The 13,625-nt window shown below is 44.1% G+C and carries 15 protein-coding genes; 3 read left to right on the top strand and 12 right to left on the bottom strand.

The annotated features are described in order from the left end of the window. The 8 genes from nfo to SULKU_RS01290 are packed head-to-tail and all read right to left on the bottom strand — an operon-like array spanning window position 1 to window position 7,166. Entirely contained in the window at window positions 1–849 is an 849-nt protein-coding gene (nfo, locus tag SULKU_RS01325) for a deoxyribonuclease IV (protein WP_013459123.1), read from the bottom strand. Continuing rightward, complete coding sequence (locus SULKU_RS01320; RefSeq protein WP_013459122.1) at window positions 839–2,680, bottom strand: P-loop NTPase fold protein; 1,842 nt, start codon at window positions 2,678–2,680, stop codon at window positions 839–841. The genes nfo and SULKU_RS01320 overlap by 11 nt, the downstream gene beginning before the upstream one ends. A 4-nt stretch (window positions 2,681–2,684) precedes the next feature. Next, window positions 2,685–2,981 (bottom strand): type II toxin-antitoxin system RelE/ParE family toxin, encoded by a 297-nt coding sequence (locus SULKU_RS01315; protein ID WP_013459121.1) that lies wholly within the window; start codon window positions 2,979–2,981, stop codon window positions 2,685–2,687. After that, on the bottom strand, window positions 2,966–3,199 hold the full coding sequence (locus tag SULKU_RS01310; protein WP_013459120.1) for a hypothetical protein: 234 nt from the start codon (window positions 3,197–3,199) through the stop codon (window positions 2,966–2,968). The genes SULKU_RS01315 and SULKU_RS01310 overlap by 16 nt, the downstream gene beginning before the upstream one ends. Window positions 3,200–3,234: 35 nt before the next feature. Then, window positions 3,235–4,380 carry a pyridoxal phosphate-dependent aminotransferase gene (locus SULKU_RS01305; RefSeq protein WP_013459119.1) on the bottom strand — a complete coding sequence of 382 codons (1,146 nt, stop codon included), beginning with the start codon at window positions 4,378–4,380 and terminating at the stop codon, window positions 3,235–3,237. Window positions 4,381–4,408: 28 nt separating this feature from the next. Continuing rightward, complete coding sequence (locus SULKU_RS01300) at window positions 4,409–5,641, bottom strand: hypothetical protein (protein ID WP_013459118.1); 1,233 nt, start codon at window positions 5,639–5,641, stop codon at window positions 4,409–4,411. A gap of 36 nt (window positions 5,642–5,677) precedes the next feature. Beyond that, on the bottom strand, window positions 5,678–6,178 hold the full coding sequence (locus SULKU_RS01295; protein WP_013459117.1) for a lipoprotein: 501 nt from the start codon (window positions 6,176–6,178) through the stop codon (window positions 5,678–5,680). Beyond that, entirely contained in the window at window positions 6,150–7,166 is a 1,017-nt protein-coding gene (locus SULKU_RS01290) for an aldo/keto reductase (protein ID WP_013459116.1), read from the bottom strand. The genes SULKU_RS01295 and SULKU_RS01290 overlap by 29 nt, the downstream gene beginning before the upstream one ends. A 156-nt stretch (window positions 7,167–7,322) precedes the next feature. Between SULKU_RS01290 and SULKU_RS01285 the strand changes: the two genes are divergently transcribed. After that, window positions 7,323–7,586: a hypothetical protein gene (locus SULKU_RS01285; protein ID WP_151174215.1), complete on the top strand. Its 264-nt coding sequence runs from the start codon at window positions 7,323–7,325 to the stop codon at window positions 7,584–7,586. A gap of 54 nt (window positions 7,587–7,640) precedes the next feature. Further along, window positions 7,641–8,546 (top strand): DUF234 domain-containing protein, encoded by a 906-nt coding sequence (locus tag SULKU_RS01280; protein WP_013459114.1) that lies wholly within the window; start codon window positions 7,641–7,643, stop codon window positions 8,544–8,546. Here the strand turns inward: SULKU_RS01280 and SULKU_RS01275 are convergent. After that, a complete protein-coding gene (locus tag SULKU_RS01275) occupies window positions 8,529–9,317 on the bottom strand; it encodes a J domain-containing protein (protein WP_013459113.1) in 789 nt (262 codons plus the stop codon). The two genes, SULKU_RS01280 and SULKU_RS01275, sit on opposite strands and share 18 nt — an antisense overlap. Window positions 9,318–9,441: 124 nt before the next feature. Here SULKU_RS01275 and ccoG point away from each other — a divergent pair, with 124 nt between their 5' ends. Continuing rightward, complete coding sequence (gene ccoG / locus SULKU_RS01270; RefSeq protein WP_013459112.1) at window positions 9,442–10,770, top strand: cytochrome c oxidase accessory protein CcoG; 1,329 nt, start codon at window positions 9,442–9,444, stop codon at window positions 10,768–10,770. Here ccoG and SULKU_RS01265 read toward each other — a convergent pair. Genes SULKU_RS01265 through aguB form a run of 3 tightly spaced genes read right to left on the bottom strand, consistent with a single transcriptional unit; the run spans window position 10,764 to window position 13,606 of the window. Next, window positions 10,764–12,083, bottom strand: a complete 1,320-nt coding sequence (locus SULKU_RS01265; RefSeq protein WP_013459111.1) for a sensor histidine kinase — start codon at window positions 12,081–12,083, stop codon at window positions 10,764–10,766. The genes ccoG and SULKU_RS01265 overlap by 7 nt on opposite strands. Continuing rightward, a complete protein-coding gene (locus SULKU_RS01260; RefSeq protein ID WP_013459110.1) occupies window positions 12,073–12,753 on the bottom strand; it encodes a response regulator transcription factor in 681 nt (226 codons plus the stop codon). Before SULKU_RS01260 ends, SULKU_RS01265 begins: the two co-directional genes overlap by 11 nt. Before the next feature lie 4 nt (window positions 12,754–12,757). After that, window positions 12,758–13,606, bottom strand: coding sequence for an N-carbamoylputrescine amidase (gene aguB / locus SULKU_RS01255; RefSeq protein WP_013459109.1), 849 nt, complete (start codon window positions 13,604–13,606; stop codon window positions 12,758–12,760). Window positions 13,607–13,625 lie beyond the last annotated feature (19 nt).

Genomic DNA, 13,625 nt, shown 5'->3' with positions numbered 1-13,625 from the left:
CTACCTTTGTAGTGAATATAGCAGCGCGATCTCCTGCGCCCAAATCGTCTCATCGATTGTCTCAAGCACCAAAGGGATATCATCCATTCTTGGATCGTTCATGATAAATCCGAACGGCTCGACCCCGATTTTTCCTTTGCCGATCGAGTCGTGCCGGTCGACATGACTTCCCAAATCGGGTTTGGAATCGTTGATGTGCATCCCTTTAAGGTACTTAAATCCTACAATTGTATCGAACTCTTTCCACGTTGCATCATACGCCGCGCGCGTTCGGATATCGTAACCTGCGGTAAACATATGGCACGTATCGATACACACACCGACGCGGGATTTGTCCTCTATACGCTCTATAATGGCACTTAGATGCTCAAATCTCCACCCCAAATTGGACCCCTGGCCCGCCGTATTTTCGATTACCAAAGTGACACCGTTTGTAACACTGAGTGTTTCATTCATACTCGACGCGATACGCTCAATGCACTCCTCTTCGCTGATTTGTTTCAAATGGCTTCCCGGATGGAAGTTCAAACGGTCAAGTCCCAGTTGCATACAGCGTCGCGTTTCATCGATAAACGCTTCGAGCGATTTTTGCCGTTTGTCCTCTTCGGGATGACCGAGATTGATCAAATACGAATCGTGCGGCAATACGTGCTTTGGAAGAATACCGCTTTTGGCGAGGTTGTCTTTAAAAAGTCCTATCGTCTCATCATCGAGGGGCTTTGCCGCCCACTGTTTTTGGTTTTTGGTAAAAAGGGCGAAAGCCTTTGCCCCGATCGCCATTGCATTGAGCGGAGCGTTAAAAACACCGCCGCTGGCAGAGACGTGGGCACCTACATATTTATTCGACATTATTTTTTTCCTTTTCTATGTGCTGCATCTGTTTTTCAATTTTTCGAATGATTTTTTCTTCTATACTTTCGTTCAAGTACTTTAACCAAGTAACTTTTATATTTATTGGTTTATCTTCTATTTCGCCCCTAATAATCTGACAAACACTTTTCCAGAAATCTAGTTCCTCCAATAGTGGAAAATATACACCCCATCCAACTTGATCATAACGTATCAAAAGAGTCTTCACTACAGAACGAAAGTGCTGATTTTTGACATGATACAAAGTTTCAACAAAATCCTCCGGATTCAGATTTTGAAATACTGGCAAACGGTAAAGAATATCATTTCTTGTTTCTGAAAGCATTTCCATGAACATGCTAATATTATTCTCTTCCAAATATTTTAAAAGCCTTTCACCTTGCGCTGACAAATCTTCGTACATTGTCTCTTTGGCTTTCTCTAAAAGATAATTTTTTACCTCTTTAAACTCATCCATTTCTTCATTCTGATATCCCAATCCAAATCCAGATTGCTCAATACGAAAATCATCCACAGTATAGATATCATCCCAATTTTTACGATTGCGATCAATATATTCCTTCATAGTTTGAACAATATCAGCCTCTGTATTTTGATACAATCTATTTGCACTTAAGCGCAATAATATTCCTGTGATGTGCATCACGATTTCAGCATCTGAGTACTCATTTCGTTCTAGCTTATCGAGTGTACTTTTTAATGCTATTTGAAATTCTTCTTCTTCAAGTTCTCGAAAGTACCATAAATTGAGCCATTCTTCGCGTTCTTCTCTAAAAAAATAGCGGCTTCTATTGAGATCATCCGTGATTCGTTCAGACGCTAATATACCTAACGTAAAAAAATCAATCCAACTTTCCATAGACAATAATAATTCATACGATAAAAAACTGTATTTATGAAAAACTTTTTCGATCGGTGTTAATTTATCATCAGATTTTTCTTCGTTCAACATTCTACCTACACGCAGCATTGTCATCTCTTGAAGTGTTTGGATGTCAAGCTTTCCACTTTTTATCTCAAATGTAAAAACAAAGAAATTTTGAATGATTTCTGTCATCAATTCAGCATGATTTTTAAATTTTGGCTCAAAATAATTTATCAATCGATCAAAATCCAATAACCCTTGTCTGAGACTTCTTAGATTGTTATATCCGGCAGTTTCATAAACTGATTTAATAACAGATTGATTGTTTTGAAGTATCTCTTTAGAATGTTTCAATCCATTTAAAAATGAAGAAAACACAGTGTCAAAATCTTGCTCTATTTGAAATGTTTTACCGATTGTTTTTTCTTTGAAAAGGATATATTTTTCATCATCTTTTAACTTGTCTTCATCAGCAAGCAGAATGACTTTTTGTTTATGTGTCTCAGTTAATTCATTAATGTAACCATGCAATTCTAATAATTCTATACCTGTACGTTCCAAATCATCAAAAATGAAAATTGCGTTCTGATTGCCTTCTTGTTTTAAAGCCCAACCCATTGGCATATCAGATAAATTAATGCCTGTGAATTTTTTTAAAACTTGACCCACTACTCTTGCTGTCACGCTTACATCATGCGTATCATCAATGTTAAATAGTTTTAATAGAACTTTTTTGTGAATATCCTCTTTAGATTTCAATCCAAATAAACTTACTTTGACGATATTTTTTGAATCTTGGTATTTCTCAGTTACCTGATTAATAAAAAAGGTCTTTCCACTTCCCCATTTTCCAGAAAGCAATACAGCATATTCAGGTTGATCCAATGCAATGTAGTACTCTAAAAAATCTTTTATATGATGATTTACTGCAGTGTTTTGTGTCAAAAGTTCACCCTAATTTATCTTGCCATTTAAAGATTTCCAAAATACGAATCGTTTGTTCGTCTTTAATTTCATAAACGATGGTGTATCCACAGTAGATAAGATCACGTACATTCTCATCCTCCGCATACAACGATACTCTTCCCATCATCGGCTGAGTCTTTAAAAGCTCAAACTTAGTATCTATTTCATGTTGAAAATCGAGGGCGGCGGAACGTTTATCGAGGGCGATAAAACGGAGAATATTTTGAAGTTGGATAGTAAACTTTCGGTTGCGGACAATCCGGATTACACACTCTTCCAAAAGGCTTCCATATCGCTTTTGTACTCCTCTTCAGAAAGAGTATCATCGGACTTTCGCGCACTCTCTACCCGTGCACGGGCGTCATCCATAGATGAGACGATAAACGAAGGATTCTTTTCTAAATGTGCAACTGCTTTTTCAAGAAACTGCACTATTGACTCTGATGAATGGTGAAAGAAATTTTCAACCGCAGGATTGTTAATCTGCACACTTAACATAGCTCCCTCCTTCTGTCATAATTCTCACTATTATATCATAATCGCTGTATTCTCTCCGCCGCCTCTACGAGTACCTCGAGCGGTTTAGAGTAACAAAAGCGGACCATATTTTTCCCCGCATCGTCGTGGTAAAATGCCCGTCCCGGAACCGATGCAATACCTGTTCTCTCCAAAATTTCCATCGCTTTTTCAAAATCATCATTTCCTGCCACAGCACTCACATCGGTCATGACGTAATACGCCCCTTTCGGTATGCTCGGAGTCAGCCCCGCATCGCGCAACGCATCGCAGAAGAGATCACGCTTATGCTCGTGGAGTCGGGCAAGCTCGGTGTAATACTCATCTTCAAGTTCTTCCAACCCAACCGCCGCACCGATCTGTAACGGTGCAGGGGCACAGACGTAGATCAGATCGTTGAGCTGCGCCATAGCCTCGATGACATGGATCGGAGCGATCGCGTACCCCAGCCGCCACCCGGTGATACTGAACACTTTTGAAAAGCCGGAGAGGACAACACACCGTTCTTTGAGGCTCGGCACACTGAGTGCGCTGATATGCACCGCATCCCCGTATAAAAAGTGCTCGTACATCTCATCGGCGAAAATAATCAAATCGTGTCTCTCCGCAAAAGCTCCAATCATCTCCAACTCTTCACGCGTATAGACTTTACCGCTCGGATTGGCGGGATTGCAGATCACCATCGCACGGGTTTTTGGAGTTACAACTGCTTCCAACGCATTTATGTCAAGGCTCCATTCGGGAGCTTCCAGACGGACAAACGTCGGTACAATGCCAAGAGATGTCAATGTGGAGCGGTGGTAACCGTAGTAGGGTTCGAACAGTATCACCTCATCACCGGGATTGAGCAGTGCCATACACGCCGTATAAAATGCCCCCGTCGCACCGTCTGAGACCAGTACCTGCTCAGGAGCAATTTCGACATCGTAAAAGCGTTTCATTTTCGAGGCTATTGCGTTTCTCAATCGCGGCAGCCCTTCGGTCGGGGTATAGATGTTAATCCCCTCCTTCATCGCCCCATACGCTCCCTCGATTACTTCACGGGGAACGTCTAGATCGCATACCCCCTGCGCCATATTGATTCCGCCCAGTGCGTTGCACGCTTTTGTCATAGAGCGGATATGGGATTGTTCTACATTGCCGCTGCGTTTGCTCAGTTTCATAAAAGGCTCTCCGTTAATAAAAACGAAATTATAACTTATCGCCCAAAACCCTTATAAGCACAGCCAGTAAAACACCCCCCGAAAGAACCGACAGAAAAGCTCCGATCTGCCATAGAGCATTAATCCCTGTTCCCATTGCCGCGGCGATCATTACCAACCCGGCTACGGCAAAACCCCACTGAATATCAGCCAATTTGGCAGGGAGAAGCTGATGGAGCATCGGCACTTCCCGCTCATCGACATAAGGGGCATAGCGCTCAAACCATACCAAAAACGGGACGATCTTATACAGATGTGCCGTGATCAAAAATCCCAGAAACCCTGCCGTCAAAAACCAAAATGAGATCATATGAGCTTTTTCGCTTCCCGATACGATCCCGTATACTCCCGATCCGACGGAGAGTGCCAAAGCGATAAACGCAACGGAAACCGAGCGTTCCCATATATCGCTGTAGACCCTTTTCCTGGAGGTAAATATCAAATATACCCGAAACATATAGTACATCACCGACCCGATCCCCAGCCAAAGAGCCACATATTCGAGTATCTCTATCTGCAATACCGAAGCAAACAGCATCATCCCTACCGCTATGACCATCGTATAAAAACTGACCGTATAATCGTTATCGCTCACCCGATTGCAGGCACCGAACATCGGAAGCAACACCGTACTCACTCCCATGATGTTGATCATAACGTATCCGCCGAACACGGCAAAAATATGCCCCATACGCCAGTGTGTCGGATCGACGGGGATGATCCCGCCGTATCCCAAAGCCATCATCATCCCGATCATCAAACCGATTCCTAAAAACAGGGTACTCCACTGCATCGAACGAGTAACTGCCGTACGGCGGCGACTGAATCGAAGGGTAATAAAGAGATTAAAAGCAAAAATCGCCAGCGCACAAAGAATCAATCCGCCGCCGATACCCAGCCAAAAAGGGTTGTAGATAAATCCGATCACCAGTACAACCGTCCCCGCGCCCAGCAAGGGTCCTATCCAGGCGAATACTTTCGGGTATCGGTGATGAACTTCCGCAACCACGACCGACAACTGAGCCATCGCGCCTATAATGCTCATCATCACAAAACCGATCATATAAGCATGCACCCATCCGATCACTCTGAAATCGCGCAAACCGATATCGCTCTGCAAAAAAAATAAAAAAATCATGGAAGCTATATTAAACAGGACCGCCGCCACAAAATAGGGGGCGATCAGACGCAGCGGCAAGGAAAAGCCGGGAGAAACGTTCATACAACCCCTTTTTTACAGCGATTGTAGCTTAGTTATTCACGGAAGAGATTGATTATCGTCAAGATCGCTGATTTTGATAATAAAACCGTTTACACGGTCTTTAAAGTAGGTTTCATCCGTTTTGAGCCGATAGACGATGTCCCTTTTGTCGTCTCGAATGTACTGTGTCCGTGCCCCTCCGCACTGCTCGGACGTATTGATCCCGCCGAAAATCGGCTCGGCCAATAAAATGCGTCGGAGCGTATCTTTCGGATAATCAGGTGAAAGATACTCGCGGACAAACGCCTCTTCGCTCATACACCCCGCGTTAACGCAGACCTTATCGTCTATCGATATCTTCTCTACCGCGACACCGGCGGTAAACAGTTCAGCTTCGACCCTCTCGCCGCTGGAGCGGATGTACCCCGTATCGGCAAATTTGAGTTTCGGCGTTTTCATGACGATCAGTTTAGGCTTGCTGATTTCGTAGTGTTTTTGCGCACACCCTCCGATAAAGAGGGCTGCTAGACTAACCCATAGGATAAAGAATTTTTGCATGTACCTCATCCAGTTTTTGTAATATTTCAGGGCTTAGAGTCACATTCATCGCCCCAAGGCTTGCATCCAACTGCTCAGGCGTTGTCGCTCCGATAATCGTAGAGGCGACAAAATCGAACTGCTTGCTCCACGCGATCGCCATCGTCACCGGATGCAGTCCCGCTTCATGCGCGATACGCAGATATTCCTGCGTCGACGCCAATGTTTTATCGTTCATAAACCGTGCCGCCATCAGACGCTGACGTTTGTTGCTTGATTTCACATAGTCGCTAAAGCGTCCGTGAGCATTAATGTCCTGATTGTATTTCCCGCTGAGCACCCCGCCCGCCAGAGGCGAATACGGCAATAAAGAAACCTTCTCTTCGCGGCACAATGCGCCGATCTCGGTTAAATCCCGACGGTTAAGAAGCGAAAAGTTGTTTTGGATCGACTCGAAACGGGCCAGTTTTTCGTATTTGGAAACCATCAGCGATTTCATCGTCCCGCGCGCGCTGTCGTTGGAAGTACCGATATAGCGTACCTTGCCGCTTTGCACCAAAGCATCGAACGCCCGCATCGATTCTTCGATGGGGACAACCGTATCGGGCCAGTGCATCTGATACAGATCGATGTAATCGGTGTCCAGACGTTTAAGAGAGCCCTCGATTGCCCGAACGATGTGAAAGCGATCAATCGCCGTATACCCGTGACGGATCGGAGGGACGAACCATCCCGATGCCGCCCCTGCCACTTTGGATGCGAGGATGATGCTCTCGCGCGGTTTCGTTTTCAGCCAACGACCGACCATCTCCTCGGTCAATCCGGCAAGCTTCTCTTCGGGGGGGACGGGATACAGTTCGGCCGTATCGAAAAAATTCACCCCGGCTTCATACGCCTTATCCATAATTTTAAATGCCGTTTTTTCATCGCATTGAGACCCGAATGTCATCGTTCCCATACAAATCGGCGATACGCGCAGCCCGCTGCGACCAATATAGCGATATTCCATAAATTCTCTTTTTAAAGTAATAAATTTGTAATGCTATTCTACCTTTTTTGAGCTACAATTAAGTCAATCAAATTTTAACGGGAGAAAACCGTGTTAAATACTATCCGTGAAGCACAAAAACAATTTCAACTACTTCATCAGCTGCTCAATTTGCCTATGAATCGTGATACAGAATATTTCACACAGCTCAGTATAGAGAGTGAAGAGGCTTATGTTCTTATGAATGCGGGAATGTGCATCAATACATCGGTATGCCGTGAATGTGCCGAACACCGTGATTTTATCCGCTCTATTCTGGAGATACTGAGCGAACTTGAGATCAACGCATCTGCAGCAAATACGTATGCGGCAAAACTCAACGAATATTCCGAGCGTGTCAGCAAAATACTCAAAAACATCGCCGTTGTTCTTGCTTCCTGATACCAATCCTAGAGGTCATAGCCAACCGTTCACTTATTCGTTATAATCCTTTTAATGGATAAAAAACTGATAAGCGATTTTTTTCATCTCAATCTCCCCCGCGACATGGAGCAATGTATTGAACTCTTTGCCATCTTCGGAGGATACGATACGCCGATCGATGCCGATGCACCGATCGAATCGCTTATCACACAGCATATACTTGAGCCGTTCGAGCTTCATCGGGAACGCTTTCTCTCATCTCTTCAAGACAACCCCCTGTATCTGAATCTTCTGCATGCCATAGCCGTCGGAGACCGACGCCAGGGGTCGGCTTACCGCCGTGCCCGTATCGGCAAAGAGCGGGGAAACGAAGCTTTTGAGTTTTTACGCTACAGCGGATATCTGACATTGGAGCGTTCGCGCGAAATGCCCCTGGAGCGCGCCCATCCGAAACAACGGTTTAAAAAAGAGATCGAACATCATAAAATTTCGCACAAATATCGGTTTAAATTCCCTTTTTTGCGCTTTTGGTTTGCGTTTGTGGAACCTTTTTCCAAATCGATTCAAGAGGGAAACTATCTCCCCTTTTTTGCCCATTTTCATGAGCGTTTCAACGCTTTTGTCGGTTTTACCTTCGAAGAATTATGTGATCTGTATATCCGAGAAATACTGGCGCCGCGGTTTAAAAACGATCTACTCGATTCTGGAAGCTACTGGAACCGTGAAGTGGAGATTGATCTGCTTACTGAGACAATGGAGGGGGAGACATGGGTCGGGGAGTGCAAATGGACGAACCACAAGGTGAACAAAAAAGAGCTTCGTCATCTCGAAGAGAAATGTGTCAAACTCTCTATTGCACCGGATAGGATCTTTCTCTTCACCAAGCGAGGGTTTTCAAACGAACTGAATGATTTGAAGGATAAACGGCTCTTCCGCTTTAGTGCGGAAGATTTAAGCGTTTTAACTGACCGCCCGTAATGCGCCGTACGCCTCTTGGAGAAGCTGGAATTTTTCGGTGTATTTATTGATGATTTTAGGATTTTTGCTCTGTACTCGATCCGGGTGATACCGTTTTGCCAGCATTCGGTACCGTTTTTTCAAATCTTCCGGTGTGGATCCCATCGGTATTTCGAAAATCGCATGGTAGCGGATCATTTTATCGATTGCATCGTTTCCGAATCCCCACCCTTTGTAGTTTCCGTAAAGCCGGCTCATAAATTCGTCATCGTATTGGTAGTTGATCGTAAAATGGAGAACTTCTCGGCGGTTAAGCGTTTTCTCAAGGCGTGCTTTAGCGGCAGCGGTACTGACATCGATAAAAATATCATCGTCTGTCGAGCTTGTCACTAAATTGGAAAGCTGCTGTTTGAGATAGCGCATCACCCAGCGGTTCGGACTCAAAAGGGTAAATTGTACACAACCCGAATTGTAGGCATATACTTCGATATCCACTTTTTCACTCTCACGGAAAGGAACTTCAATCCGGACGGCGGCCGTGCGGCACCGTTTGAGCGATCGGCTGTAAAACGAACTGGTCAGTTCATTGGCTTTTGTAAAACGCTCGCTCAATGTCTCCAAAAACTCCTCTTTTTGATCGGAAGAATTTTCGTTGTTGAGGACCAGAACACCGTTATCCAAAAACAGTGTGTTATGGATGTGATGGTCGAAAAACTCCTCCATCCACGACTCTTCGAGCGTATTAGAGCTCCCTTGAACAAAGATAGCGTTATTGCGTAAAACAACTTTCACGGCAACCCCCGTTAGTGATTCTTACCTTCACTAAAGCAAAAGGAGTTCCACTCTTTTTTTTTAAGACCACCAAAAAGACACTTTATTTTTTTACAGTTCTTCATTCTATCTTCAAGGAGTCTCTATGTCTTATGCGACTAAGCGATATTGGTTCTACGCCTTTGTCACCCTGTTTACCTTTGTTGTGCCGTTTATCACGCTCAATGAAAACCATCTGTTACTTCTCTCGTTTGAGAAACTCCAGTTCCATTTTATGGGATTGGCATACGATGTCAACGAATTTTACATTATGCCGTTTTTGCTAATGTTTTTGTTTATCGGCATTTTTGCCCTCACCTCCATCTTGGGTAGAGCGTGGTGCGGATGGGGATGCCCTCAGACTATTTTTCGAACCATTTATCGGGATCTGATTCAAGGAACACTCCTTGATTTGAGAAACAATGCGAACAAACAAAAGCGGATGGATACCTCACCTCTTGAGAATAAACTCAAAATTGTTGTCGGATTTTTGCTCTGGACGTTAATCGCCACAACCGCATCGACCAATTTCATCTGGTATTTTGTTCCGCCTGAAGATTTTTTCACCTACATGTACCATCCCGAAGAACACCTATTTATCATTATCTTTATTGCGACGACTGCAGCATTTTTGATCTACGATATTGTATGGATGCAGGAGAGTTTTTGTACCTACCTGTGCCCTTATTCACGTATTCAAACCGTCCTGTACGATGATAATACCAAACACGTCGTCTATAACCACAATCGCGGCGGTTTGATTTACCAAAACAATCAAAAGCAGATTACGGATAGTAAACAGTGGATAGGAACAGAAGAGTGTACCACCTGTGAAGCCTGTGTCAAAGTATGTCCGACCCACATTGATATACGTCAAGGACTACAGTTAGAGTGTATCAACTGCCTCGGATGCGCCGATGCCTGTACTGCTGTTATGGGCAAACTGGGTAAAAAATCACTGATCGAGTGGGGAAGCCAAAAATCTATTTTTCATGACATAAAGTGCTCTATTTTTTCAAAACGCAATATGATGTATTTCGTCGCTATGGCTGGATCTTTGATTTTTGCGGCAGCATTTGCATCGGAACAAGAGCGGGTGTTGGTCAATATCAATAAACCAAACGAACTCTACAAAGTGCAGGAGGGTATCGTGAGCAACAACTATATTGTTAACATTCACAACACCCAAAAACAAACCTATACCTATGATGTCAAAGTGGAAGATAAAAACTTCCGTATCGATAGCTTTGAAGCGCTAACCCTCAAACCGGACGGAATGCGAAAACGGATATTGGTGATCTCGACAAATCAAAACTTGTCCCAGTCGGATCGAAGAGACACCGCGTTGAAAGTCAAACTGATGATCTTTGCAAAAGAAGATCCGAAAATCTCTGTCGTAAAAGAGATTTCGTTTATCTATCCGCGAACTCAGTGATAGAGCGCCATCGAGAGGGTAAACACGCTCCCCTCCCGAACCTTGCTCTCTACCTCTATTTTTCCTCCGAAGCTTTTTTCGATTATCATTTTGCATAAATAGAGCCCGATTCCGCTCCCTTGCGATTTTGTCGTAACATAGGGCTCAAATATCTTTCCGAGCACATCGCTTGGGATCCCGCTCCCGTTATCTTCGAGTCTAATCATTGCTTCGCTTCCATTACGGTTGCTGCGAAGGATAATCTTTGGTTCACTAACCCCTCTCAATGCATCCGACGCATTGGAGATCAACGCCAAAAGTACCTGTGACAGCTCATTCTTTTTCCCAAAAACAATTACCTCTTCATCACAAGCAACAACCTCCAATACAATTCCCTTGCTCTTCAAATCGGGAGCAATGACGGCAACGCTGTTGCGGATCGCTTCGGTGAGGGAAAAAGGTTCTTTCACTTTGTCAGGGGTATAAAACTCTTTGAAATCATCAATCGTCTTGGATAAAAACTGCAGTTGTTCCTGAGCCGAAGCGATTTTCTTATCAAAATATGCATCGTCAAGCGTACGGTTTTCATATCGACTTTTCAAATTCATCAACAGGTAGGAGAGGTTGTTGAGGGGTTGACGAAACTGGTGGGTGATATTAGCGATCATCTCACCGCTTTTTGCCATTTTTGACTGTTGAAACAGCATATTTTGATGATCGAGTGCCTGATTTTTGAAAAGATTGTATTTGTACGAAATAGAGATCGTAAACAACACCGCTTCCACTGCAAACGCCGCCAATACAATATCGATATAACCGTGTTCTACGTACACCTGTTTGAGCTGAAACACAAACAACAAAATACACAGCAGTGACCATCCGATGACGTAAACGATCGTCGGTTTAAATCCTGATCGGAGGTTAAATACGATTGAGAGAAACAAAATCGCATAAACTACCGTATAGGGGAGATACTCAAAAAGGATATAGTGATAAAAGGCGGTTAAAATGACAACATTGAGCAAGAGGGTATTGATAACCAACTCTTTAAAATTAGTAATCTTTGGGATCAAATTGCCCTCATGAAACGTTATCGCAAAAATAACGGCACTAAGCGTTGCTAGCAGAAGAAATATCTCTTGACTAAACGCTGATAGCGAAAAAAGATGACTGTATACACTGATGTACCCCAATGAAAAGACCTGCATTGCACAATAGCTGATATACATAATCTCTTTGGAATAAACATAGCGTACCAACGTATAGACGATACTCATCAGTAAAATGCCGAACGTTGCACCGTAGGCTAAGTGGGTGAACGCTTCAGCACTCAATTTTATATCCCGTCCCCGAGAGGTTTGAAATAAGATTTGGAGGAAGTTTGGCTTTGAGATTTTTCATCAGGGTTTTAAGCGCGTCATTGCTCATCGCACTCTCTCGCCAAACATGGTTTTCGATCTCGCTATAGGTGACATAGCGGTTTTTGTATTTGAGGAGCAGACTCAGTATCTGAAGCTCTTTTGTCCGTAAAGCAACAATGTCACCATCGCGGACAAGAGTCTGATTGTACGTGTCAAAATAGGTATTTTCCGGAAGGTTGATGATATTAGAATCTTTATGGTGGATACTTTCGATACATTGTCGCAACGCTTCTTTAAAAGCGCTCTCCTGTACCGGTTTAATCAGGTATTTGACTAACTGCAACTCGATTGCCTGAAGAAGATAGGTTGTGTCACTGTACGCGCTAATGACAATAATCTGCGTCTCTTTATTCTCTTTACGGATTTGTTTGATAAACTCTAAGCCGTTTAGTTTAGGCATCTGAATATCGGTAATGATGATTTCGGGATGAACCTCCCGATAGAGCTTTAATCCTTCAAAAGCATCCGAAGCGGCATGAACATGATCGAAGTAGTTTTCAAGGTATTCAATCCCGTTTTCACGTGCCACATCATCATCTTCTACATATAAAACATGAAGATTTTTTGTGGCTGATTTTTCCATATCGTTATTGCTTAACAATCTCTCCGTAACACTCCGGACGGCGGTCGCGGATCAACCCCCAATAGTGGCGGTGTTCACGAATCGATGCTGGATCGATCTCGCTGTAGAGTATCTCTTCGCGATTCCGAGAAGCTTCGGCGACTTTCGCACCCGTATGGTCGGTGATAAACGAACTACCGTAAAACGTGAGGGTACAGCTCTCGCCGACCTCTTCTCCGATACGATTTGCCGCAATCACTGGGATGATGTTTGCCGCAGAGTGTCCCATCTGTACCCGCTGCCAATGCGACGCCGAATCAACGCCGATCTCCGGCTCAGATCCGATAGCCGTCGGATAGAAAATCATATCGGCACCCAACAGTGTGAGGGAGCGCGCCGTCTCAGGGAACCACTGATCCCAGCAAATCCCTACGCCGACATTACCGTAGCGGGTTTCCCATACTTTAAAACCCGTATCCCCCGGTTCAAAGTAAAATTTCTCTTCGTATCCCGGACCGTCGGGAATATGGGTCTTACGGTAATTTTCCATTACGGTGCCGTCCGCATCGATCATCACGAGAGAGTTGAAATAACGCTCACCGTCGCGCTCAAAATAGCTGATCGGCAATACGACACCCAGTTCTTTGGCCAACGCACTAAAATGTGCGATCAGCGGATTATTCTCAAGCGGTTGTGCCCATGCAAAATATTTATCGTCCATATCTTTGCAAAAGTAATATCCCTCAAACAATTCGGGGATCAAAATAATATTGGCACCGTTACGCGCCGCGTCACGCACCATCGATTCCGCTTTTGCAACATTGGAAGCTTTATCTTCGCTCATCTGCATCTGTATCGCCGCGACTTTAACCATTCCCCGCTCCTCACTTACT

Origin of the sequence: Sulfuricurvum kujiense DSM 16994, from assembly GCF_000183725.1 — a bacterium.
GTDB classification, from domain to species: domain Bacteria; phylum Campylobacterota; class Campylobacteria; order Campylobacterales; family Sulfurimonadaceae; genus Sulfuricurvum; species Sulfuricurvum kujiense.
Note: the sequence above shows the minus strand (reverse complement) of the source record. Positions and strands in the feature narration are given on the sequence as shown.